26 protein-coding genes are annotated in these 24,099 nt (G+C 41.2%); 17 read left to right on the top strand and 9 right to left on the bottom strand.

Annotation, left to right across the window (positions count from 1 at the left end; all coding sequences use genetic code 11):
* The first annotated feature begins 21 nt into the window (after positions 1 to 21).
* Positions 22 to 996 carry a homoserine kinase gene (thrB, locus tag CH365_RS01120; protein WP_100766768.1) on the top strand — a complete coding sequence of 325 codons (975 nt, stop codon included), beginning with the start codon at positions 22 to 24 and terminating at the stop codon, positions 994 to 996.
* Here thrB and CH365_RS01115 read toward each other — a convergent pair.
* Together CH365_RS01115 and CH365_RS01110 are read right to left on the bottom strand one after the other, a co-directional pair.
* Positions 993 to 1,637, bottom strand: a complete 645-nt coding sequence (locus CH365_RS01115) for a hypothetical protein (RefSeq protein WP_100766767.1) — start codon at positions 1,635 to 1,637, stop codon at positions 993 to 995. The two genes, thrB and CH365_RS01115, sit on opposite strands and share 4 nt — an antisense overlap.
* A 3-nt stretch (positions 1,638 to 1,640) precedes the next feature.
* Complete coding sequence (locus tag CH365_RS01110; protein ID WP_100766766.1) at positions 1,641 to 1,958, bottom strand: hypothetical protein; 318 nt, start codon at positions 1,956 to 1,958, stop codon at positions 1,641 to 1,643.
* Positions 1,959 to 2,187: 229 nt separating this feature from the next.
* On the opposite strand from CH365_RS01110, the gene CH365_RS01105 reads away from it, so the two are divergent.
* From CH365_RS01105 to serB, 9 genes are all read left to right on the top strand, one after another.
* On the top strand, positions 2,188 to 3,255 hold the full coding sequence (locus tag CH365_RS01105) for a DsbA family protein (RefSeq protein ID WP_100766765.1): 1,068 nt from the start codon (positions 2,188 to 2,190) through the stop codon (positions 3,253 to 3,255).
* A 33-nt stretch (positions 3,256 to 3,288) separates the two neighbouring features.
* Entirely contained in the window at positions 3,289 to 4,269 is a 981-nt protein-coding gene (locus tag CH365_RS01100; RefSeq protein ID WP_100766764.1) for a malate dehydrogenase, read from the top strand.
* Between the two features lie 19 nt (positions 4,270 to 4,288).
* Entirely contained in the window at positions 4,289 to 5,428 is a 1,140-nt protein-coding gene (locus CH365_RS01095) for an aminotransferase class I/II-fold pyridoxal phosphate-dependent enzyme (protein ID WP_100766763.1), read from the top strand.
* Positions 5,429 to 5,430: 2 nt separating this feature from the next.
* The gene (gene bioD, locus CH365_RS01090) at positions 5,431 to 6,096 is read left to right on the top strand and encodes a dethiobiotin synthase (protein WP_100766762.1); all 666 of its coding nucleotides are present in this window, start codon (positions 5,431 to 5,433) and stop codon (positions 6,094 to 6,096) included.
* Positions 6,093 to 7,397: an adenosylmethionine--8-amino-7-oxononanoate transaminase gene (bioA, locus tag CH365_RS01085; RefSeq protein ID WP_100766761.1), complete on the top strand. Its 1,305-nt coding sequence runs from the start codon at positions 6,093 to 6,095 to the stop codon at positions 7,395 to 7,397. The genes bioD and bioA overlap by 4 nt, the downstream gene beginning before the upstream one ends.
* Before the next feature lie 68 nt (positions 7,398 to 7,465).
* Positions 7,466 to 8,560, top strand: coding sequence for a biotin synthase BioB (gene bioB, locus CH365_RS01080; protein ID WP_100766760.1), 1,095 nt, complete (start codon positions 7,466 to 7,468; stop codon positions 8,558 to 8,560).
* Between the two features lie 147 nt (positions 8,561 to 8,707).
* Complete coding sequence (locus CH365_RS19930; RefSeq protein ID WP_008591702.1) at positions 8,708 to 8,881, top strand: hypothetical protein; 174 nt, start codon at positions 8,708 to 8,710, stop codon at positions 8,879 to 8,881.
* 24 nt (positions 8,882 to 8,905) lie between these two features.
* Positions 8,906 to 9,649 carry a GDSL-type esterase/lipase family protein gene (locus CH365_RS01075; RefSeq protein ID WP_100766759.1) on the top strand — a complete coding sequence of 248 codons (744 nt, stop codon included), beginning with the start codon at positions 8,906 to 8,908 and terminating at the stop codon, positions 9,647 to 9,649.
* 5 nt (positions 9,650 to 9,654) lie between these two features.
* Entirely contained in the window at positions 9,655 to 10,521 is an 867-nt protein-coding gene (serB, locus tag CH365_RS01070) for a phosphoserine phosphatase SerB (protein ID WP_100766758.1), read from the top strand.
* Between the two features lie 52 nt (positions 10,522 to 10,573).
* Here the strand turns inward: serB and mutS are convergent, their stop codons facing one another.
* A complete protein-coding gene (gene mutS, locus CH365_RS01065; RefSeq protein ID WP_100766757.1) occupies positions 10,574 to 13,132 on the bottom strand; it encodes a DNA mismatch repair protein MutS in 2,559 nt (852 codons plus the stop codon).
* Positions 13,101 to 13,763, bottom strand: coding sequence for a phosphoribosylanthranilate isomerase (locus CH365_RS01060; protein ID WP_100766756.1), 663 nt, complete (start codon positions 13,761 to 13,763; stop codon positions 13,101 to 13,103). The genes mutS and CH365_RS01060 overlap by 32 nt, the downstream gene beginning before the upstream one ends.
* A 96-nt stretch (positions 13,764 to 13,859) precedes the next feature.
* On the opposite strand from CH365_RS01060, the gene pgeF reads away from it, so the two are divergent.
* Positions 13,860 to 14,558 carry a peptidoglycan editing factor PgeF gene (pgeF, locus tag CH365_RS01055; protein ID WP_100767011.1) on the top strand — a complete coding sequence of 233 codons (699 nt, stop codon included), beginning with the start codon at positions 13,860 to 13,862 and terminating at the stop codon, positions 14,556 to 14,558.
* A 24-nt stretch (positions 14,559 to 14,582) separates the two neighbouring features.
* Here pgeF and CH365_RS01050 read toward each other — a convergent pair whose 3' ends face one another.
* From CH365_RS01050 to CH365_RS01035, 4 genes are all read right to left on the bottom strand, one after another.
* Positions 14,583 to 14,990 (bottom strand): response regulator, encoded by a 408-nt coding sequence (locus CH365_RS01050; RefSeq protein WP_100766755.1) that lies wholly within the window; start codon positions 14,988 to 14,990, stop codon positions 14,583 to 14,585.
* A 108-nt stretch (positions 14,991 to 15,098) separates the two neighbouring features.
* Positions 15,099 to 16,175, bottom strand: coding sequence for a 3-isopropylmalate dehydrogenase (gene leuB, locus CH365_RS01045; protein WP_100766754.1), 1,077 nt, complete (start codon positions 16,173 to 16,175; stop codon positions 15,099 to 15,101).
* A 20-nt stretch (positions 16,176 to 16,195) separates the two neighbouring features.
* Positions 16,196 to 17,413: an aspartate aminotransferase family protein gene (locus tag CH365_RS01040; RefSeq protein WP_100766753.1), complete on the bottom strand. Its 1,218-nt coding sequence runs from the start codon at positions 17,411 to 17,413 to the stop codon at positions 16,196 to 16,198.
* Entirely contained in the window at positions 17,410 to 19,176 is a 1,767-nt protein-coding gene (locus CH365_RS01035; protein WP_100766752.1) for a phospho-sugar mutase, read from the bottom strand. The genes CH365_RS01040 and CH365_RS01035 overlap by 4 nt, the downstream gene beginning before the upstream one ends.
* Before the next feature lie 83 nt (positions 19,177 to 19,259).
* Here CH365_RS01035 and CH365_RS01030 point away from each other — a divergent pair, with 83 nt between their 5' ends.
* Both CH365_RS01030 and CH365_RS01025 read left to right on the top strand, forming a co-directional pair.
* On the top strand, positions 19,260 to 19,625 hold the full coding sequence (locus CH365_RS01030; RefSeq protein WP_020768199.1) for a hypothetical protein: 366 nt from the start codon (positions 19,260 to 19,262) through the stop codon (positions 19,623 to 19,625).
* Positions 19,626 to 19,647: 22 nt separating this feature from the next.
* Complete coding sequence (locus tag CH365_RS01025; RefSeq protein ID WP_100767010.1) at positions 19,648 to 20,790, top strand: aminotransferase class I/II-fold pyridoxal phosphate-dependent enzyme; 1,143 nt, start codon at positions 19,648 to 19,650, stop codon at positions 20,788 to 20,790.
* Here CH365_RS01025 and CH365_RS01020 read toward each other — a convergent pair.
* Positions 20,688 to 21,836, bottom strand: coding sequence for a hypothetical protein (locus CH365_RS01020; protein ID WP_125226286.1), 1,149 nt, complete (start codon positions 21,834 to 21,836; stop codon positions 20,688 to 20,690). The genes CH365_RS01025 and CH365_RS01020 overlap by 103 nt on opposite strands.
* A gap of 31 nt (positions 21,837 to 21,867) precedes the next feature.
* Here CH365_RS01020 and CH365_RS01015 point away from each other — a divergent pair, with 31 nt between their 5' ends.
* The 4 genes from CH365_RS01015 (at position 21,868) to CH365_RS01000 (ending at position 24,099) form a co-directional block, all read left to right on the top strand.
* Positions 21,868 to 22,641: an LOG family protein gene (locus CH365_RS01015; protein ID WP_100766748.1), complete on the top strand. Its 774-nt coding sequence runs from the start codon at positions 21,868 to 21,870 to the stop codon at positions 22,639 to 22,641.
* An 88-nt stretch (positions 22,642 to 22,729) separates the two neighbouring features.
* Positions 22,730 to 23,005, top strand: a complete 276-nt coding sequence (gene rpmB, locus CH365_RS01010) for a 50S ribosomal protein L28 (RefSeq protein WP_008590546.1) — start codon at positions 22,730 to 22,732, stop codon at positions 23,003 to 23,005.
* Entirely contained in the window at positions 22,962 to 23,657 is a 696-nt protein-coding gene (locus CH365_RS01005; RefSeq protein WP_100766746.1) for an endonuclease III domain-containing protein, read from the top strand. The genes rpmB and CH365_RS01005 overlap by 44 nt, the downstream gene beginning before the upstream one ends.
* A 10-nt stretch (positions 23,658 to 23,667) precedes the next feature.
* Positions 23,668 to 24,099, top strand: a complete 432-nt coding sequence (locus CH365_RS01000; protein WP_100766744.1) for an acyl-CoA thioesterase — start codon at positions 23,668 to 23,670, stop codon at positions 24,097 to 24,099.

Raw genomic sequence — 24,099 nt, 5'->3', positions numbered from 1 at the left:
AAAATCCGGATACTCTGTTAGATGAGCACTCCAAAATACAAATTCCAGATCAAGGTCCCCGGAACTTCCGCTAATTTAGGTTCTGGTTTCGATCTATTGGGATTGGCCTTTCAAATTTATAATGAATTCAGTTTTGAATTCGGAAAAACTTCCGAGTTCACAAGAAAGATCAAAGGATCTTCAGCTCCTGTGTTTACGGATGACGAGGATCTAGTTTTACAATCTTATAAAACATATTTTTCAGTATTTGTATCTTCGCAGAAGTCGAGTGCTTCTCCGGTTCCTTATTCTGTAACTATGGAACTGGGGCTCCCATTAAAAGGTGGTTTAGGTTCCAGCGCGAGTGCTGTAGTCGCCGGATTTTCTGCTGCAAGGTTTGCACAAAGTATATATTTTCCGGATACAAAACTTCCGAGTGAGTCCGAATTCTTATACCAACTCGCTTTATTAGAAGGGCATCCTGATAATACAACTCCTGCCTATTTAGGTGGATTTGTTTTCTCCTATTTTGCAGAAGATAAACTTTACTATTTTAAGAAAAAGTTCCCTAAGAATGTACATTGTTTCTTTCTTATTCCTGAATTGGAGATTGCGACCAATCATTCCAGGAAATGCCTTCCGGATACATATCCGGTCTCTGATATTATATTTAATATGAGTAGAATGTCTACTTGGTGGGAATTTCTAGATTCAGGAGAACCTGGACTTTTAAAGAGAGCATTGGAAGATAAGATCCATACTCCTTATAGAATGAATTCCGAATTTCCACTTTTACCCTTGGTTGAAGAGATCCAAAAATTTTCGATAGGAGTTTCTCTTTCCGGAAGTGGGCCTGCTGTTCTTGTTTATACTAGAAGAAAGGACTCCAAAAGACTAGAGAAAAAATTCTCGGAACTTACAAAACAATTTTCCGAAAAGTCTGGGATCCCTTGCAAGTTATTGCGTCTTTCTCCGGATACGGGTGGAGCAAAGATCCATTTTAAAAAGATCTCTTAATCTTCTTCAGAAGACCTTTCTTTTCCGAATGAATAGAGTCCTTTTTTATCTCTAGATCGAGTGGCAAGTCCAGGATGAATCTTTTGGACGGAAAATATAAATCTCATTCTTTCCTTTCCTAACTTATTCATAAAGAAGTTAGAAGTAATGCCTATCTCAAAGTATTGGGTCATACGATCCTTAATGATCTTGTCGGAAATCCTAAAAGAGGCAGTTTGTCCTATGATCTCGTGGCTTTCCAATTTTTCCTGGGATTCCATTTTGGCAAAATGTTGCATACGAGGAGGTTTCATAATTGCAGGGCCGGAACGATTAATTAGAATATCATAATCTTCCGTATCTTTCCCTTTTTTTAATACGAATACTAGATGTTCGTCTTGGATAGATTTGCAAAGAGTAGGGATGTCTCCGTAGACTTGACCTACTGAAAATTTATAAAATCTGGTGCTTTCCGGAACTACGATTTCGTAGGTATCTCCTTCTTCAGGAGGGTCCATTTGACCGGGGCGTGTTTTGGCGGCGTACGGGCGTAGTACTTCCCAATAAAAAAAGAAACCCATCCCTGAAACTGCGATGAGTGTCAGGACGCCTAAGGCTAAATCCAGCTTGGGAGAAAATACAAGACCTAACTCAAAAGCCAAGTTTTATCCTTTTAAATCTATCTTACCGCGACCGGTTTTCGTTTCTGAGAAGGAGCTAAATCTGGAACTTACGATCATGGATAAAAGATCCTTCATTTGTTCCGGACTAATCACTTGGCTCATTCTTTCTTCTGCGCTTACTGGACTCGGTTTCATTACTAATTCGTCCGCGCCATGTTCGTTTTTCAGTTTGATTCCTTTCCGATCGACACCTTGGATCTCCAATACGTCTCCGACCGTTTCTATTTCGGGTTTTGCTTCTTTCTGTACCGGTGACCAAGTCGCCGGATACTGTCCCGATTGTATCCCATTTACGTTCATAAACCTAAACCTCCGTTTTCAGGTCCCTATTAATTCCTATCGGATATCCGATCGCTTGCTTAATTTTTTTTCGAAATAATTCCTATATAAGCCGGAATTTGAACGGTTTTTTTCCCATGGATAGGAGCGGATTTTTGCCTTTTTCACCCCCCGAATTATTCGTTTGCCTCCAATACTCGGCTTTCTAAATTGGCAGCTAGGGGAATATTTCTCCCTTGGTAAGGATATTATGTCTGAAGAAACTTCTACCACTCTCTTGGACCGTGTTTTCGGTCAGAAATTTAAGGCCGCACTTCCTTGGGTCTTTTTAGCTTACGTTCTATTATCTATTTATCCTATTGTGAAGTTCTTTGTTCCAGAACATTATATGAGAATCGGAACTTTTGGATTCTATACCATCTCGGATATAAAAAAGGATAACCCGGGCGCTTATCGTAAATATCTGCAAGAGAATAATCAGCAGATGTATCGAATGTTCTCTCAGCTTGCTTCCCAAGAGATCCTAAAAAAAGAAGCGGCTGCAAAAGGAATCCCTGTAGAAGAGCTTACTAAGTTCGGAAGAGGTTACGAGCCTGTTCAGGACGAAGTTGTTGCAGCTTATAATCAATTCAAGAATGAGCCTGGCTTAAAAGGAAAACCTTTAGCAGCAGTCCAAGGCGAGATCGTAAAATATTTAAAAGCGGTTCAGGCTGATAGAGAAAGACAATCCTTCTTCGGAAGAATGAGAGAAGAGTATAATACTGAGATTATTGGACCTGAACTTCCTCCTCCAACTAGAGTTGCGATCGATGCTAGCGAGAATCCAACAATCGGACCTAACGACGCAAAAGTTACAATCGTAGAATTTTCAGATTTCGAATGTCCATATTGCGCGATGAGCCAAACTACTACTAAGGCTCTCAGAGAACAATATAAGGATAAGATAAAATGGGTCTTTAGGGATTTTCCTATGGATTTTCATAGAAATGCAATGTTCGCTCACGTTGCGGCAAACTGTTCTATTCCCCAGGGAAAATACTGGCAGTACAATAGCCTTCTATTCGAGAACGGAAGAAAATTAGAAAAAGCGAATGTGATCAAACTGGCCCAACAAGTCGGCTTGGACATGGGAGCTTTCAATCGTTGTATTGCAGACGAGGACAAGATCAAGAGCGAGATCGAAGCTGATATGCAGGCTGGACAAGGTTACGGAGTAAACGGAACACCTGCATTCTTTATTAACGGTATTTTAGTGGAAGGCAATATGCCGATCCAAAATTTCACGAAGATCATCGACGAAGAGCTAAAAAACAACTAAGCTCTATCGTATATAAAATATTAGGAGTTTCAAATGGCAAAAACAGTTAAGGTGGCAGTTACGGGTGCCGCAGGGCAGATCGGATATTCTTTACTATTCAGGATTGCGTCCGGTCAAATGTTCGGAGCGGACACCCCTGTAGAGATCCAAATGTTGGAACTGGAGGCGGCTCTTCCTGCTGCTAAAGGTGTGATCATGGAATTGGAAGACTGTGCCTTTCCTCTTTTGCAAAAAGTAAGTGTTTCCGCGGATCTGGATGTCGCTTTTAAAGACATCAATTGGGCTCTGCTCGTTGGTTCCGTTCCAAGAAAAGCAGGAATGGAAAGAAGTGACCTTCTTAAAATTAACGGTGGGATTTTCGTAAACCAAGGAAAAGCGATCGAGAAAAACGCGGCTTCCGACGTAAGAGTTTTAGTAGTCGGAAACCCTTGTAACACGAACTGCCTCATCGCTATGAATAATGCAAAAGGAGTTCCTACAGATCGTTGGTTTGCAATGACCAAACTGGATGAGAACCGAGCAAAATCCCAACTTGCGATCAAGTCTGGAAATCTTGTAAAAGACGTAACGAATGTTGCGATCTGGGGAAACCACTCTTCTACTCAGTACCCTGATTTCTATAATGCTAAGATCGGTGGAAAAGCCGCAACCGACGTGATCAAAGATCATGATTGGTTAAAAGGTGATTTCATTAAGAACGTTCAACAACGTGGAGCGGAGATCATCAAAGCAAGAGGAGCTTCCTCTGCCGCATCTGCTGCTAACGGAGTTGTGGATACGGTTCGTCAGATCATCACTCCAACTCCTGCAGGAGATTGGTTCAGCGTTGCTGTAACTTCCGATGGATCTTACGGCGCTGACAAGGGTTTGATCTTTGGATATCCAGTGAAGTCTGATGGCAATAAAGTTGAGATCATTAAAGGACTGGAATTGAACGACTTTGCGAAAGAGAAGTTCAATATCACTCACGATGAACTAAAATCAGAGAGAGACGAAGTAAAAGGGATGTTATAATCCCTTTCGGAAATATCCCGTGCAGGAAACTCCATCCACGAAACTTCCTTTCTATTCGGAGCTTCCTGCTTTCTTCTCCAGGTTAGAATCTCAAAAGAGGATCCGGGTCTTGGATCCTCCTTCTGGCCTGGACCTTTGCTCCAACGATTATCTGGGGCTTTCTAATCATCCTGAAATCATCCAAGCTTTAAAAGAAGGTATCGATATCTACGGTGCAGGTTCTACCGCGAGCCGTTTAGTTCGAGGCCATCGAAGAGTATTCGAAGAATTGGAAAACGATTTTTCAAATTGGGTACAATCCGAAGATTCTCTCTTCTTTGCGAACGGATATGCAGCGAATTTGGGAGCGATCTCTTGTGTTGCAGATCCTTCTTATACGATTTTTTGTGATCGAAAGAATCATGCTTCTTTAATGGACGGGGTTCGACTTTCCGGAGCCAAAAAAGTATATTATAAACATTCGGATCTAAACGATCTAGAAAATTCCTTAAAAAAATACCAAGGCACTAAACATAAGATGATCGTCACCGAGTCCGTATTCAGTATGGACGGGGACAAAACGGATGTACGCGGCTTATTAAATCTGAAAGAAAAATACGGGGCACTTCTCTATTTGGATGAGGCTCATGCGATCGGACTTTTCGGGAAAGAAGGTGCTGGAGTTTCCTTAGAAGATAATATCTCCGGATCTTCAGAAATAGATTTTAGAATGTCTACATTAGGAAAAGCATTAGGATTAGAAGGTGCTGTTATTTCCACCACTAAGGATGCCAGGAAATATTTACTTCATTCCGCCAGGACATTTGTGTTTTCGACCGGTCCACTTCCTGCAATCGCTCATGCGGGCAGAGTAGCAATCCGTCTAGCAAGACAGATGGATCATGAAAGAAGAATATTAGCAGAAAATTCGGAATTCTTCCGTGATTCTCTTCACCGGATCGGAAGAGATACGGGAAATTCAAATACTCAAATTGTTCCTATACTTTTGGGATCGGAAGAAGAAGCATTAAAACTTTCTTCACGTCTAGATCAAAACGGATTCCAAGCTAAGGCAATACGACCTCCGACGGTAGATATTTCGCGTATCAGAGTTTCTCTCAACTCTAAGATCCAAAGAAAGGACTTGGAAAAATTCGTACAATTGGTTCGGGAGAATTAAGTTTGTCCATTTTTGTAACCGGAACCGGGACCGATATTGGTAAAACATTTTTTTGCTCTCTGATGATGGCCAAGTATGCAGAAGAGCTTGGACTAAAATATCTAAAACCGATCCAAACTGGAGCAGATTCAGATCGTGTAAAGATTATGAATCTCACCGGACTAAACGAATCTTACTTTTTAAAAAATTATTATACATTCGAACTTCCTGCTTCTCCTCATCTCGCTTCCGAAATGGAAAATACTACTGTGGATACCGATGAACTTTCCAGGCATCTATTCAGTATCAAAGATGCTAAAATATTGGTAGAAGGTGCGGGAGGTGTTTATGTTCCTCTCAACCGTTATTATTTTACCGCCGACTTGGTAGAGCAGGCAAAAATTCCATTGGTCTTAGTAGCTTCTACAGAACTTGGAACAATCAATCATACATTATTGTCCATTGATGCACTTCGAAAAAGAGATATCAAGGTTTTAGGAGTGTATTTTATAGGTCCTGAAAATCCTCTTCGTTCAGATAATATCCGGACCATAATAGAAGCAGCTGAAATAGGACTTTTGGGGACATTTCTTCTACCGGAAAGAAAGTTGTCTAGAAAAGAATTCTTAGATAAGGTTGTAAAAGAATTCGATCCGGATAGGATCCTTCCGGACTTACTTTTCCCTTGATCTGGCATCCATACACAATCCAACTAGATTCCGATCCTCCTTTAAAGATAGTTTCTGCAAAGGGAGAATTTTTATATGATGAGAACGGAAAGGAATATATAGACGCAATTTCTTCCTGGTGGGTGAGTATCCACGGCCATAATCATCCCAAACTTGTGGATGCTGTTAAAAAGCAGTTGGATTCTTTGGATCATGTACTTCTCGCAGGTTTTACTCATCCTCCCGCATTGGAGTTGGCTCATGAACTTTTAGAATTCACTGACTGGCATTTTCGTAAAGTTGTCTTTTCCGATAATGGTTCTACTGCATTGGAAATCATGCTAAAGATCGCTTTGCAGTATTTTAGAAACCAAGGCAGAGAAAAGAAAAAAGTATTTATCAACTTTTCCTATTCCTATCACGGGGACACGATAGGAGCGATGAGTGTAGGCGGGGATTCAGTATTCAATAGAGTTTTCCAAAGCCTTTTATTCCAAACCAAAAATTTCCCTTCTCCTGCCTGCCATGATTGCCCTGTTTTCAAATCCCCACATTCATGTGCGGAAGATTGTTTGGATGAACTCGAGGCGTATTTATCCGCTCACTCCGAAGAAGTTGTAGGAGTGGTCATGGAACCTTTGATTGCCGGTGCAGGTGGAATGTTATTCCATAAACCGAGCGTTCTGACTAGACTTAGGGAAATCACAGAACGTTATGATGTGCTTCTTCTTTTGGACGAGGTGTTTACAGGTTTTGGAAGAACCGGGGCCAATTTTGCCTACCAAAAGGCAGGGATCCGTCCGGATATGGTGGCACTTGCAAAAGGACTAACAGCCGGGATTCTGCCTTTGGCAGTGACCCTAGTCAGGGAAGAAATTTACAAAGAGTTTTTATCCTCAGAACCGATGAAAGCATTCTACCATGGGCATACAATGACAGGGTATCCGCCTGGTTGTGCTTCCGCACTCGCTTCATTAAAAATTTATAAAGAAGAAAACAGACTCGCTGATGTAAGACGATTGGAATCATATCTGGAAGAAGGTTGGTCCAAACTAAGAGCTGAATTTCCAGACAAGATCAAAAATACAAGAGTGCTTGGTTCCGTAGGTGTAGGGGAACTTTTTACGGGAAAAGTCCAACCTGGCTATGTGAATCCGTTCGCAAGAGAATTCCGCAGGATCTGCCAAGAGAAAGGAGTTATCCTCAGACCTCTTGGTAACGTGATATATGTCACGCCTCCGTATAATATTTCTAAATCTTCTTTGGATAAAGTTTTTCAAGCAATCCGAGAAGGACTTTCCGCTTACAAAATCCAAGATTGACGAACACCCGTTTTTTAGTCTGAATATAGATTGCCAAGGAAAACACCGGCTCGAAAACTATCAGCAGAATGAAACTTAGTCTAGAAACTCCCCAAGTTACCGAAGAGAAAGTATTTTCAGAGGTGCCAAGCATTATAGATCGGGAGGAAACACATGCCATTCTAAGTGGCCAGATCCCTTTGACTGAAGCTTTGGACAAGGCGTACAAGGCCCGGGAAAAATACTTCGGTAAAACGGTTCGGATCCACGTTCTAGACAATATTAAGAACGGACATTGTCCGGAAGACTGCGGTTACTGCGCCCAAAGAAAGAATGCAGGCTCTGGAGTCCAAGAATACTCCATGAAATCTCCTGAGGAGATTTTCCAGGACGCAGTCCAAGCAAAGGAGAACGGTGCGTACCGTTTCTGTATGGTCACTGCAGGAACAGGGCCGAATTCCTTGGCCACAGAAAAACTGGCATTCACCATTGAGAAGATCAGCAAAGAGTTAGGCCTGAAAGTATGTTTGTCCGCGGGTCTATTGGACAGAGAAAAAGCCGAACGTTTGAAGGCAGCCGGACTAGACAGATACAATCATAATCTCAATACTTCTAAGGCACACTATCCCGAAATCTGTGACACACATACCTACGAACAAAGAGTGGAAACCATTACACATTTGATGAAAGCAGGTGTTGGAATGTGTTCCGGTGTGATCGTTGGAATGGGAGAATCTCTTTGGGATCTAACAGATGTTATCTACGAGATTAAAAATCTAAAAGTGATCTCAATCCCTGTGAATTTTTTCATCCCGGTTGCAGGACATGCGATTAAAAATCCTCAAAGTTTGACCCCTGAATTCTGCCTCAGAACGCTTATTGCGTTTCGTTTAGTGAATCCAGATTCAGAAGTCCGTATTGCGGCAGGAAGAGAAGGGCATCTCAGAGGATTGCAAGGAATGGCTTTATACGCCGCGAATTCCTTGTTTGCAAGCGGGTATTTGAACGTAAAAGGTTCCGATGCAGCCGACACGATTCGAATGATTTTGGACTCAGGTTTTTATCCTGAATTTTCTTCCGGTATGGGAGAAGAAATCGATTGGGAATCCGCTCTCGGAAAAGACCATCCATATGCTCCCGAAAATTTCCCGGAACTTTATAAATATCGGAAATCCTTGAAATAGTTTTTTTGAGTTGAGAACCAAAATCGTATAGCATTTTCAAACCGACTATGGGAAGATTCCCAGGCTCGGTGGTTTTCCAAGATTAATTTCGGAATAGATTGAAACTCTGGTAGGGGTGAAAATCCTGGATATAACGGAGATTGTCGGATGAAATATAAAATAGAGATCAATAAACTAAAAAACGGCTATATTGAAGCCAAATTGATCGATACAGTTTCCAACAACCCAATTGAATTTCGTATTTGTGACACGGAAGAATATCTGCAAGCTCAGATCGCTGATTGGCATAAACGATTTCATATGAAAGAATCCGAGAACTGAGAGTTTTTAAGGGACCCAAATCAAATGAAGGTATTAGGGATTTGTTTTTTTCTTCTTTCCCTAATCACTTGTTCTGTTTTCCAAACCAGGACAATCTACGACTATTATAATCCTGATTTCAAATGTGTGGACAAGATTGGTGTCCGGGACGCCGGCGAATGGGAAAAATACCAGAAATTGTATCTAGAAGCTGTTCAGATCTACAGCAAAGAGAACGAAAAATTAAAAAAAGCGAATATAGTTTTTGTAGGAAATAGCCTGATCGCGGCAATTCCTCCTGATCTGATCCAAACAGATTTTCCGGGTTCCGTGAATCGTGGGATCGCAGGGGATATGACCGAACTTCTTCTGAATCGTTTGGACTCGACAGTATTGAACTTAAAACCTTCTACCATTATCCTGGAGATTGGTGGAAACGATATCCGGGACGGTAAATGCCTGGATTATATAGAAGGTATTCATAGACAGTTGATCCAAAAGATCAGAACCAGCCTGCCAAATACCAGAATCCTGATCCTAGGAATCCCGCCGGTTTTGAGCCGAAATGTGAATTCTGTATCTCCTGTAGTAAATGTTTGGCTTTTACGGATCGCAAATGAGAACCCAAATGTGCAGTTTTTAGATATTTGGTCTGAGTTTAGACAAAAAGAGATCCCTTTTATCAAAGAAGAATTGGCCTTTTCTCATGATGGTAAAAAAGATCCGATCCATATCAATAGAGATGCCTATATCATCTGGCTTCGCAAAATCAAATCTCTCGTTCGATAATCCAAGTGATCTTATTTTTTAGTCCTAAAAACGATTCGGATCCTCAAAGATTATCCGAAGCACTTTCAGATCGATTCAAACAACCTGTTTTTATAGAAAGAAAATCAGAAATTTCCAAAGATTATGTATGTGATGTTTGGAGAATGGATCGTTCACTTTCGAGAGAAGAATTAATCTATCTCAGACAAGAATTACAAAGATTCCGTAAAATAGATCTGATCCAAATCTCCTCCTTTTTAAACAACGGCGCGTTATTCTGTTTCGATATGGATTCCACTTTAATTCGAGAAGAAGTCATAGACGAACTAGCAAGATATGCTGGCGTTTATGAAGAAGTAGCACATGTGACCAAGGAAGCCATGGAAGGAAATCTAAACTTCCAAGAGGCTCTCCAAAAAAGATGCTCTTATCTGAAAGACCTTCCTGTTTCCGTTTTCGACGAATTGTATTTTAAATTACATCCGAACCATGGTGTTCCTGAATTATTCGAGGGATTAAAACAGAAAAACGCGAAAACCGCAGTCTTCAGCGGCGGCTTTACAGATATATTAGAAAGGTTTAAACAAGAATATTCCATAGATGAGATCCGTGCGAATTATCTGGACAGAACGGAAGATAAACTTTTAGGAACTGTATCCGGAATTGTAGTGGATAAAAATATCAAAAGAGATTCTCTTTTAGAGCTACAATCTCGCTTTCAATTGGGAAGAGAAAATATCGTAGCTGTAGGTGATGGTGCAAACGATCAACTAATGTTAGAAGCTTCCGGTATCGGTATAGGATTTCATGCGAAAGAAGGTCTCAAGTCCAATATTTCTAATTGGATAGACTTTGCATCTATGGACGTTCTTCTGTATTTGTTTGAAGATTAAGCGCGGCATGTTGGAATTCCAACATCACGATTTGACATCCCGGCTCGTAACTTTAACCTCTTGAACTAACTCTCTTTTGCCAATCATCTAATAGTTTTAAAGCCTCGATCGGAGTCATAGAATCGATCGGAAGATCCGCGATCTCTTTTTTGAAGTCCTGCCAGAATTGATTCTCTGAATTTGGAGAACTTAAATCCTGGAATAGAGAAGGTTCCCTGGTTTGGATGCGGATTTCCTTCTTCCTGGACTCCATATCTGTAAGAATTTCTGCGGCACGTTTCACTACAGAATCCGGAACTCCTGCTAGCTGAGCAACATAGATACCGAACGATTTTTTAGCCTTACCAGGTTTTACTTTTCTTAAGAAGATTACCTTATCGTCTTTCTCCACTGTTTCCATATGAAGATTCCAAACACCCGGGAGCCTGGAGAGTTCCGTAAGTTCATGGTAGTGGGTGGCAAAAACTGTTTTGGGACGTGGGTGCATCTCCGATAGAGATTCCAAAATCGCCCAAGCAATACTCATTCCATCGTAAGTAGAAGTTCCTCTTCCCACTTCATCAAAAAGTAATAAAGATTGAGAAGTGCAGTTTTTGAGAATATTCGCAGTCTCTTTCATTTCCACGTAGAATGTGGACTCTCCTGCGTTTAGATTGTCTCCTGCTCCGATACGAGTGAACAGTTTGTCCAAGATAGGAAGTTTTGCAGTTTCTGCGGCCACACTTCCTCCTATTTGGAATAAGATTTGGTTGATTGCGATCTGTCTCATGAATGTGGACTTACCGGCCATATTCGGACCTGTTAAGATTGCGATTGAGTTTTCTTTTCCATCCAAACCCACATCGTTGGGAGTGAATTTGGCACCGACCGGGAGACTCGCTTCTACCACAGGATGTCTGGAAGATTTCATTTCTAAAGTGGAATCTTCGCTGAGTTCGGGGCGGATCCAGCCGAATTTTTCCTCGGCCTTTAAGAGTGAAATTTGGAAATCCAAGTCTCCAAATTCTTCGGAGACTAGCAGGAGTTCGGAAGAATATTCCAAAACGGTTTGGACCATTTTTTCAAATTCTGCCTTCTCCACTTTTTGGATGATCTCATCCGCTTCTAAAATAGTTCTTTCTATCTCTTCTAATCGGGCAGTGGTAAATCTTTCGGAGGTAACCAGGGTTTGTTTTTTGAGATATTCTTTAGGAGCCTGCTCTGCTTGTACACGGGAGATCTCTATAAAATAACCGACGATCTTATTGTACTTAATCTTAAGAGTCGAAAGGCCCGTTTTCTTTTTTTCTTCCGTTTCTAATTCTAAGATCCAGTCCGCACCTTTGGAACCTGCTTCCCTGGCTCTATCTAAATTTTTATCAAAGCCGTCTTTTAAAAATTTACCATTTCCTAATATAACGGGCAGTTCGTCCGTATGGATCCTTTCTTCGATATAATCTTTTAATGTATCTAATTTGTCAGGTTTGGAGATCGGATATCCGAAAGGAGAAAGTAATCCGATTAGAGAATCCAATGTTTGAATAGAAGAAAGAACTGTTTTAAAATCTCTAGGATAAGCCTTGTTTCCCCTAAATCTGCCGAGGATTCTTTCTAAATCCCCCAGATCTTTAAGAGCCTGGGTCAAATGGGCAAGAGGGATTTTTTTAATAATATCCTGTTTTTCCCATCTGGATTTTAGAATGGCTGGATCTGTTTCCGGAAATAAGATCCTTTGTTTCAGAACTCTTTTCCCTTTGGCTGTGCTGCAAAAATTCAGAACGGAAAATAGGGTATGACCCTTATCTTCTTTTTCGTTTTCGATCAGTTCCAGATTCAGGATGGTTTCTCGATCCATCTCTAGATAAGAACCTGTTTGTAAGATTCGAGGTTCTCTTAAACTGAGAGTCCCGTCCCTATAATTCTCTCTAATATAATATTCTAATGTTTTGGTAACGGTTTGGAAAGGGTCATTGGAGTTTTCGGCCCCGACTTTGGACGCATCTAAAACGGTTAATTCTCTTTCTCCGAAGTTCTGCCAGGTCCTGATCCGTTCTAAGTCTTGAGAGAATACACAAATCTCGCTTGGTTTGAATTTTACGAACTCCGATTCCAATACATGGGTCCTGGAGATTGGAACTGCAAAATGTAAAACTTCTCCCGTAGAAACGTCTGCCATTCCCACAAAGATTAATGCAGCTTTCGGGACTAATACGCAAAGATAATTGTTTTGGAAACCGGAAAGTAAATGTTCTTCGATGACTGTGCCGGGCGTGATGATTCTCACCACGTCCCTGGTCATTAGTTTTGTATTTCCATCTTCGGGCCTAGATTGTTCACAAACAGCTATCTTCTTTCCAGCTAATAGTAATCTGGAAATATATCCGTCCTTACTATGAAATGGGATCCCGCACATAGGAACCGAGTTTTGTCTTTTGGTAAGTGCAATATCTAAAATTGCAGAGGCAATTTTTGCATCTTCCAGAAACATCTCATAAAAATCTCCCATTCGGAAGAATAGGATAGAATCAGGGAACTTAGCCTTGATCTCTAGATACTGCCTCATCATAGGAGTATCTAGGGCTTCTGTCAGATCCGGAGAATTAGTTTCCGTTGTAAGAGAATTGTTTTGCATTTCTGATAAAATTCCGAATGAGTTCCTGGTCCTTATTTCCGGGAGAAGATTCCACACCGCTTGCTACATCCACTCCATAGGCCTTGGTTTGGGAAAGTGCCTTTGCAACATTCTCAGGAGTTAAACCTCCAGCGAGTAGATAAGGTCGACGAACCTCGGAAACCTGTTCCCAAGGAAAACTTTCTCCAGTTCCTCCGCCAGCATTCGATTTATAACTATCTAATATCAATAAATCGGAATTAAGGAAATGTAAGGAGTCATCGTTTACTTTTCCTCGAACACGATACGAAAGAATTCTAGAATCCCTGGTTTGGTAAAGTGGGGAAGTTTCCCCCGGAGCCAAAGAGTCATCGCTAACGTATTGGACATAGTCGTGGGTTAAATTTTTTAAAAGTGGTTCTATATATTGGGTTGAAGATTTATAAAAAAGGAATACGATTTTCGGACGCAAAAATGATGGAATGGAAGTGTATAAATAGGTGATCAATATCTCCGCTTCTTTGGGAGAGACTAGTCTTGGGCTGGAGGAAACAAAATTGATCCCGATCAGATCGGCTCCTTCTTCTACGCAGACTTTCAGATCGTCTACTTTTCGGATTCCACAGATTTTTACTTTAGGGGTTTGGGACATGGGACTTTTTTTCCGGGATTGTCTTTCAGTTCCGTTTTACGGCTCGAAATATTTCCTCTCTTTTCTATACAAGACCAGGACTTCCCCAAGTCAAGTATGATCGATCATAGATTTTTTCTAGAAGATAAAAGAAGCCTGAGGCTTTTGATCCTGGGAAACAAAGAGGCTGCCGGCGATCCAAACGATCCCAATTTTATCCGGGAAAGGGTGGCCCAAGCATCCGGAGTCACGGGTGCAGAAGTATTTTTCATGAATCAGGAACATGGAACTACGATCCTGGAAGCAAACGGTTCCTCGGGCTCCGATATTCCTACAGGGGATGCATTATTCACTACCGAACCTAAAAAGATACTGGTCGTTAAAACGGCAGACTGTATGCCCATCTTCTTTTGGACGGGAAGGCCGGCTCTCGTAGGCGTAATCCATTCTGGTTGGAAAGGAACTCTCGCAGGAATTACCGAAAAAACTTTGGCCCATGTGCAAAAAAAATACGGAGTAGATCCAGAACTAGTTCATTTCTATTTGGGGCCTTATGCGACCGGCAAACATTACGAAGTCGGGGAAGATGTGGCTTCTCTTTTTCGAAAAGAGGTTCCGAATTCTCTAAAGGCATTGGAAGAGCCTGGAAAGTTTCTTTTAGAGCAAAAAACCTTCTTACTTCATAGAATCAAAAGTCTGGGGATCCAGCCCTTTTTGGAAACTGCAGGGGTTTGCACCATGTCTCCCAATTCTAAATTTTTCAGTCATAGAAGGGGAGATACAGGTAGGAATTTAAATTGTATCTGGTTGGAATAAGATCCTAAAGATCAAAACTTAGGATCAAATTTTGATCGTCTTGCGAACAGTAGCGTTCGCTTTTTCTAGAACCTTTTCTCTTTTGATCGGTTTTACTAGATAGTCCATGATACCGTCATCGGTCAGAGACTTGATGACTGCAGGAGTGTTTTCGTCGGTGATCACGATCACTCTGGGAAGGACTCCCATTTCTTTCATTTCGTGAAAGGCAGCAAAACCGTCTATCACAGGGAGGTGAAGGTCTAATGTAATCAGGTCCACCTTTCGGTTTTCCTTGTACATATTCAGGAGCTCTTTGCCCGATTCGGCAAAACCGACTACTTCGTAACCTTCGGATTCCAGGATCTGAGCCAATTGTTTGGCTTGGAATTTAGAATTTTCCGCAATGATTACCTGATAAGGTCTTCCTGATGGAGCTACTCCGCCTTTCATCCAGTCACCGTCCCCGTTAATTCAAGAAATTTCCAGAAAGTTTCGCACTTTTAGTATTTATATACGTAAAAATATGAAATTTCCGGGCAAGGAATTCAATTCCAGGCTTTATAAAACCTTCTCAATTTCTATTCCGATTTCTTCTGTTCCCAAAATTTCAGCACCTTTCTCGGCGATATCTCTGGTACGTTTTCCAGCGGAAATCACTTTACGGACCGCAGATTCTATCTTTTGAGCTTCTTCTTCCATAGAGAAAGAGTAACGTAAGAGTAGGGCGGCACTCAAAATTTGCGCGATCGGATTTGCAATTCCTTTGCCCGCTATATCAGGAGCCGAGCCGCCGGATGGTTCATATAAACCGAAGCCGGATTCTGAAAGGGAGGCGGAAGGAAGCATCCCAATGGAACCAGTGATGATGGAAGCCTCGTCGGAAAGAATGTCCCCGAACATATTTTCGCAAAGGATCACGTCGAATTGTTTCGGATTTACGATCAGCTGCATCGCCGCATTATCCACGTAAAGATGGGTTAATTGGACGTCGGAAAATTCTTTTTTGTGCAAATCGATTACCACTTCTTTCCAAAAAACGGAAGTGGTTAATACGTTCGCCTTATCGATACTTGTGACCTTATTATTTCTTTTTCTCGCGGCTTCGAATGCAACTCTTGCTGCTCTTTCTATCTCTCTGCGAGAATATCTCATTGTATCGAATGCGAATTCTTCTGCTCCGCTTCCTTCTCTACCTTTTGGCTGACCGAAATAGATCCCAGAGGTTAATTCTCTTAGGATAAGAATGTCCAGACCTTCTCCAATGATTTCCGGTTTAATAGGAGAAGCATTTCTAAGTTCAGGATAGATGATCGCAGGTCGTAAATTTGCAAATAGATCAAAATGTTTACGAAGTGGAAGTAGTGCTCCTCTTTCCGGCTGTTTTTCAGGAGGAAGAGATTCCCATTTAGGACCTCCTACTGATCCGAATAGAATAGCATCCGATTCTTCGCAAAGTTTTAATGTTTCCGGAGGAAGAGGGCCTCCGGTCTTATCGATTGCAATTCCTCCTACAAGCGCTTCTGTAAATTGGAAGTCGGAGGCTTTGGAGCCGAGTGCTTTTTTAAGAACGGATAGGGCCACCTTCATGACCTCGGGGCCGATTCCGTCCCCGGCTAATACGGCTACTTTTTTCATAGAGAATATTGTTTTCCTTTTTATTTCTGTGTTTCTGCTAGGACGGATTCTAAAATATCCAATCCTTCATTTAAATACTGAGTAGAGATCGTAAGAGGAGGCATGATACGAATTACAGTATCTCCGGTTGCATTTACGATCAGTCCTTTTTCTAGACAGAGTTCCGCGACTGGTCTTGATGGAACGGTTAATTCCACACCAATATGAAGACCCTTTCCTCTGATTTCTTTAATGATCTTATTCTTTTGTTTCATCTGGTTCAGACGACTGAATGCGATCTCAGAACAAGAGTTTACGTTTGCTAGAATGTCTCTGGTTTGGATGAGTCTGATTGTCTCGTAAGCGATCGCAGCGCCCAAATGATTTCCACCGTAAGTGGTTCCGTGAGTTCCTTTTGCTAAAACGTTTTGGTATTTTTCTGCGACTACTAAAGCACCGATTGGAAATCCGGAACCTAGTCCTTTTGCGAGAGCCATTACATCCGGGGAAAAACCGTATGTTTCGAATGCGAACATAGTGCCTGTCCTTCCGAATCCGGTTTGGATTTCGTCTAGAATGAGAAGTGCCTCGTTTTCTAAGGTCAATTCTCTAGCTAAGTTTATGTACCCATGAGAAAGTGGAATGATACCACTTTCACCCAAGATCGGTTCTGCAATGAATGCTACCACTCTGCCTGCAAATCTTTCAAAAGCTTCTACAAGTTCTTCTTCGTTGTTTGGAGAAACGAATTCGATTCCATCCAAAAGTTTTCCAAAGCCTGTATGTAATTTTTTCTGTCCTGTCAAACTGATCCCGGAAACAGATCTTCCGTGAAAACTTTTATGAAGAGAAATAATAATAGGATCGTGGATTTGTTTCTGTTCAGCGTATGCTCTTGCCAGTTTGAATGCTGCTTCAATTGCTTCCGTTCCTGAATTGCATATAAACACTTTTCCAGGAAAAGTATTCAAGATGAGAAGTTCCGCTAAACGAGATGCCTCTTCCGAATAGAACCAATTGGAAGTATGCATAAGTTTGTCTATCTGGTTGCGAATTGCCTCAATAATATCCGGATCGCTATGGCCTAAATTTGTAACTGCGACTCCTGCTAAAAAGTCGATGTATTGTTTATTGTTTTGATCGAACAATAATTCGTTCACTCCATACCGGAATGCTACAGGGTAACGATTGAATAAATCTAGAAGATACTTGTCTGTAAGTTCTTTTGTCGTTTGGAATTCGGATGCGGTGTCGTTCATGATAAGCCAGCCAATTGTAAAAATAAGGACTCTGTTTCTTTCAATTCTGCTAATAAACTTTCTGTGAGTTTTGGGATCTCAGTTTTAGTTTTAGGAGAAGTCCTACTCTTGAAAGAAGAATAAATTTTGATCTTAGGTTCCGTCCCAGAGGGACGGATGGTCAGCTTTGCCTGACCTTCTAATTCTAGTTGGATCACATCGGAAGAAGGAAGACCCGAAAACGCGGATTTAGAAGCGCTTCCTTTTGCGATCTTATTCTTAAAATCTAAAAATCCAGTAACCTTTCTTGTTCCGATCGGCTTTCCGATCAGATCATTGTCACGGAGTGATTGTAGGGAATCTTGGATCTTTTTTTTGCCTGCGAGTCCCTCCAAGGTCAAAGACTTTAGACTTTCTTGGTACAATCCATATTTCAGATAAACGTCGTCCATATAGGAAAGTAGGTCTTTTTTTTCGGAAAGGACTTCCATGAGAAGAAGTGCAGAAGACAAACTATCCTTGTCTCTTACAAAATCCACAGGCAAATAACCATAGGACTCTTCTCCTCCGAATAGGAAATACTGGGTTTTACTTTTGTCCAGTTTTCCCATCACTTCTGCGATGAACTTAAAACCTGTTAGAACATTTTTAAGAGCGATCTTGTTCTTCTTTGCTATCTCAGCTTGTAAGTCTGTGGTGACTACAGTTTTTACAAGTACCGGTTTTTTTCCTTTTTTAGGTTTAGAGCCGACCTTCTCCGCTAAGTATGCAGCAAGAATGGAACCGATCTGGTTTCCGTTTAGAAGGGCATATCCACCCTTCGGATTTTTGACTCCGATCCCAAGTCTGTCCGCGTCAGGGTCCGTTGCTATAAATGCATGAGCTCCAATCTTTTCGGAAAGTTTTCTACTCATCTCCAGAGCTTCCGGTTCTTCCGGGTTCGGGAATTTGACCGTTGGAAATTCTCCATCCGGATCTTTTTGTTCCGGAACCAGGGTTACGTTTTTGTATCCGAAGTCTTGTAGTAATATCTTCATATATTTTCCGCCGGTTCCATGAAGTGGAGAATATACTAATTTGGTTTGGGATCTTTCTTTCGGAGTTACCTTTGCGGATACGATTCCGGATTTTTTCAGTGCTTTTAAATAAGAAGAAAAACAATCTTCTCCCGCTTTTTGGACGAGCTTTTTGTATTTCGGGTCCTTGGAAGAAAGAAACGGGATCTCATTCCAATCTTGGACTTTGTCGATGAGTGAAATGATCTTTTTATCATCCGGCGGAGCAAGTTGTTCCCCTTTGGAAAGATAAGCTTTGAACCCATTGTACTCAGGCGGGTTATGAGATGCGGTGAGGACTACACCACCTGTTGCCTTATAATAACGGACTGCATAAGAGAGTAACGGTGTAGGAGCTACTTCGGAAAATAAGATGACCTTGATCCCGAAAGATGCAGCCACTCCTGCGGTGACCTCTGCAAATTCTCTGGACCTTCTTCTGGAATCGTAAGCGATTACTAAAATCGGTTTTTTGGATTTTTGGACCAGATATCTAGAAAAGCCTAGGGCTGCTTTTCCCACGGTGAACTCGTTCATTCTACCGATCCCGTTTCCGATCCTTCCCCTCATTCCTCCGGTACCGAATTCTAAAGGTACGGTAAAAGCTTCGACCTCTAGGCCGTTTGTTTCTCCCTTTTTGTATCTATCCAGGACGCCTTTTGCTTCTTTCTGTACCTGGGGAGAAAAGGGGGCTTTGGTCCAGGATTCTATGTGGGATTCTGTGCTCATATATTTCTCTAGTTCACCCTATACTTGGAATAAAAAATCTAGTTCTTCCTGGTTCAAGACGTTTTTTCGCCGATTCTATAAGTATGGAATCTAATGAAATTTCCCGAGAACAACATAGGGAACTGGACTCACTTAGAGCGGTATTAAGGAATATTTCCTTTCTTCTGTTTTTACTTTCCGGAATTCTAACATTCGGAGCCTTTTTGAAAGAGGCTCCCGGAAAGATTGTAATCCAAGCCGTATCTGCGGTTTTATTTTTTATCTTGGGGATTTTGGGTTACGGGGCTTCTCTTTCTTTCCGTAAATCCTTGGTCTTGGAGGAGAAGGACCCGGAGCAGATCTTATTTGCTCTCAAAGACCTGAGATTTTTCTTAAGCGGACTTGGCTGGATATTACTCGGTCTATTTTTACTTTCGTTTTTTGGAGCTTTTGCATTGCTTCTTTCCTGAATCAGGAAACCATGATCCGGACGTGAATTTAAGAGAATTTTTCATAGAAGATCGTCTGGAAAAATTTAGGACGGAAGCTCCTTGCAATTTGGGGGAAAGCGGGATCAGAAACCTGGATCTGGACGCGCTTGCTGAATATCTAGATTTAGATCTAAGAGAATTGGGAAAACTCTCTTTGGCGGACTCTCCTAACTCAGGCAGAAAAGATCTAAGAGAAGAAATTTCAAAACTGTATCATAATGTTTCTCCCGATCAGGTACTGGTAACAACCGGAACGGGAGAAGCACTCTTCATTGCATTTCATCTATTTTTGCAAAACGGCGATCTAACTTCTTTGTTTTGGCCTGCATTCCAGGCATTGTACGAAGTTCCAAGATCACTCGGCGCAAATCTCCAAAAAGTGAACCTTCTTCCCAGATTAGAAAATGAGGAATTGGGATTTGGAAAAGAAAATCTAAACAAACTATTTCAAAATTCTCCCAAACTTATTGTATTCAATCATCCCCATAATCCAACCGGTATCATCGCGGAAGAAGAAGATAAAAAAGAAGTCCAAAGACTATCTGCAAATTTTCCGAATTGGATCTTATTCGATGAACATTATAGATTTCTTTCGGAAGAAGAAGACCTGGGTTGGAGCGGTTTTGGTATTTGTGAAAATTCAATCTCTACAGGTTCGATCACAAAATGTTTTGGTGTGATGGGACTTAGGATTGGTTGGTTGATTGGTCCTAGAGACTGGATCCAGAAGGCAAGGTCCATGAAGGATTATCTAACTCATACAGTTTCTCCCATTTCTGAGTTTTTGACATTAAAACTTCTGCAGAACCGTAAAACACTCCAGAGTAAGATCCAGGAAACTCTCAAGCGAAATATAAGAACCTTCGCCCATGCAGCACGAGAAAATAAACTCCCTGGCATCATAAGTTTTAAAGAACCAAGAGGTGGAGTTGTAGGTTTTGCAAAATTGCAGCCGAGTTTGGAATCTAGGAAATTTGCAGACCTTCTGTATGAAAAAGCGGGAGTGTTCGTTTTGCCTTCCGCTGATTTTGAAACAGAAGGTTATATCCGACTTGGATTTGGGGAAACAGAAGAAAGATTTCGCCTAGGCCTTGCACGTTGGAGTAATTTAGGATCGGATGAGATCGCTCTTTTGAACAAATAGGCGATCTGCCTATCTCTTGCAAATGACTCCGACTCCAGAGTAAAATAGGATTTTCCTAAAAACACATGAGGACTTTCTAATATACTTTCGAATTGTGAATTTTCTCCGGCAGGTTTCCAGGTCCATTCTAAACCTCTGATCCCAATTTTTAAGATTTCTCCTTGGATTTTCCAATAAGTCTCACCTGTCCGGAAAGGTAATCCTTGTCGGAGTCTAGGATCTTCTTCTTTTAAAAGTTCTGGAGAAATCCAAACTCCGAGCGGGAATAATAAAGGTCTTTCCGGATCGATTTCCTCTTCTTTTGTGTGACCATAGACCCAGACTTCGGTTCTATACACTCTGTTGGGACTTGGGTACGTATCTTCGTAAAAATTTCCCAATTGATGAGACAATACCCTCATGGATTGGATCCGGACCTTCCACTTTCCAGGCTCTCCCACTGGAAGAACGGATTCCGGCAAACAATCTTGGAACAGATCGGAAGGAACAGAGGTCTCCCAAATTACGAATGGAGAAAGTGTAAGAGTGCTTGTTTGGGGAAACCAAACTTCCCAAAAATATGGTTTGTTCCGAAGGTGGAATGTTTCTTTTTTACGGGCCTTCTTCTTTGGTTCTTCTTGGAATAAATTTTCTCCAGGATGGAATGCTCTGAAAGACGGTTCTGATTCTTGGAGTTTGGATTTCCAAGGAAGAAAAAAGAGTAAGGACCAAAGGGAAACTTTATGTTTTCGACTACGATAGAATTTTCTTTTTGCATTCGGAAAAACTTCTTCTCTTTCGGTTTCCGTGAAGGAGAAGGGCGGAAGGTTTTGCGACCAGTCTTCGGTCGTTGCGGATTCTTTTCCGTTAAAATTGCGTAAAAACCTGGAATGGGACTCGGCAGTAACGTAAGGATCCAGTCTTTTTTGGAGTCTGATCTTTCCCGCTTCCCATTTAATGGAAAGGTGGAAAAAGGAGGACCGAAACCTGGAGAAAATTTTTTCTTTTAAACTTCTGAGTCCAATCATTCTTGGAGATAGGTTAATAGACAGAGTTGGGAAAGGCAAGCCTAACTTCCCCTAAAAAAAGGAAAGAAATATGGGAAGAACGTCCTTAGAACATGATGAGTTTTTAAAATCCATAGATGCGTTTCATCTAAGGGTCCTTGCAGAGATTGATTATCCTCAATCCCTTTTTAGAGAAGGAAAGATCCAGGATACGATCTGCTTATTCGGATCTGCTAGGATCTTAAGTCCGGAAGAATGTAGAGAGAAAGAGGCAAAAAATCTCTCCGAATCAGAAAAGAAATTATTCCTAAAACAAAAAGAGATGTCCGTTTATTATGAGGCTGCCAGAAAAACCGCGAGTCTTATCACTTCTTGGGGAAAAGAAATTTCTAAAGATGCCAGAAGAATGGCGGTCTGCACAGGCGGTGGACCTGGTATTATGGAAGCCGCAAACCGTGGAGCCAAAGAAGCGGGAGGCCCAAGCCTCGGTCTGAATATCAGACTTCCTTTCGAACAATTCGTGAATCCGTATGTTGATCCGGAGATCAGTGTCGAATTTCATTATTTTTTCATGAGAAAACTTTGGTTCCTAAGACTCTCTATGGGAGTAGTGGCCTTTCCCGGGGGATTTGGAACTGTAGATGAATTATTCGAGACCTTGACCCTAATCCAAACAGGCCGCAATAATAGGAAGATTCCTGTGATCTTATACGGGACCAAGTTCTGGAATGAAATATTCAATTTAGAAAATATGAAAGAATATGGACTGATCGATCCTCAGGACCTGGACCTGATTACTTACTGTGATAGTCCAGAAGACGTCCTAGAAACATTAAAGAAGAAGGTCCCATTGGATGCAGATTGAACCTAAAACTGGGAGAAATTCTAGGATTTTTCCTAAATCTTTTTGGATTCCTTGACATAAGCATATCTAAGAAAATTATGGTCGCAGTATGGCCAGAAAATGTGTTGTGACAGGGAAAGGAACGATATCCGGAAACAATGTTTCCCACTCTCACCTTAAAACCCGTAGAACCTGGAAAATCAATCTGATCAAAAAACGTATCTTCTTAGAAGATGAGAATCGTTGGGTAACCGTTCGTATCTCTACCCGCGCTTTAAGAACCCTGAAAAAGAAAGGGATCAAGGCTGCGATCAAAGATAACGGCGAATCACTAAAAGCACTTGCTCCCAAAAAGTACGTCGGAATCCAAAAAAAGGCGATCTAGTCCTTCTTTTTCCGCTACCCCTGAATATGTTTCTCGAATTTACTTCCTACTCAGGAAGGAATTCGGGGACGTAAATTCTCCTCTCCAATATTCCAAAGACTACGAATTTGCGATCTCGGTAATTCTTTCCGCTCAGTGTACTGACGAAAGAGTAAACCAGGTTACTCCTATTCTTTTTGCAGAACTTCCTACATTGGAATCTATTGCTTCTGCTCCTTTAAAGAAGATAGAAAAGTTAATTTATTCTACAGGTTTTTATAAGAATAAGGCAAAGTCGGTTTCCGGTTTTGCGAACCTTCTTCTGAATGAATACGATGGTAAATTGCCAAAGAGTATCAAGGAACTGATCAAACTTCCAGGTATAGGAAGAAAAACTGCAAACGTCGTATTAAATGAGATCCATCATATTTCCGAAGGATTCGTGGTAGACACTCATGTTAAAAGAATTTCTAAAAAGTTAGGTCTTACCAAACAAACAGATCCGGTAAAAGTGGAGAAGGACCTAATGCAAAATATTCAGCCTGAATACTGGATGGATCTGTCTTTGTATTTTATATTTTTAGGAAGAAAATACTGTAAGGCGCATAAGACATTCTGTGAGACTTGTATTCTCAGAAAAGAATGTCCTTCTTCCACTTCACCCAAAGATTAGAGAGGCCAAAATGAGTGTAGAAGTCTTTTTAGATGAAAAAATCCAAGGAATGGAATTAAGCACACAACATATAGTCATGTCCAGGGACTTAAACCAACACGGTTTCCTCTTTGGAGGACAGATGCTTGCTTGGATCGACGAAGGTTGTGCGATGTATGTCATCGAAAAAATAGGATATTCTAATCTTGTTACAGTAACAATGGATAACGTGATCTTTAGAAGCCCAGGATTACTCGGTGAGATCATTCAGATTTTTTCTAAAATAGAAAAAGTAGGAAAAAGTTCCATCACCATCCGAAGTGCTGCCATTGCCAAAAATCAGATGAAAAAAGAAATAAGAGAGATCATAGATTGTAGAGTAACCTATGTTTGTTTGGATGATTCCGGAAAACCATTCCCTTATTTTAGCCAATTCGATCCGGAAGAATTCCTAAAAAGATAA

It is taken from the genome of Leptospira neocaledonica (assembly GCF_002812205.1).
Lineage (GTDB): Bacteria > Spirochaetota > Leptospiria > Leptospirales > Leptospiraceae > Leptospira_B > Leptospira_B neocaledonica.
The sequence above is the reverse complement of the archived record's forward strand: the minus strand, read 5'-3'. Positions and strand labels throughout refer to the sequence as shown.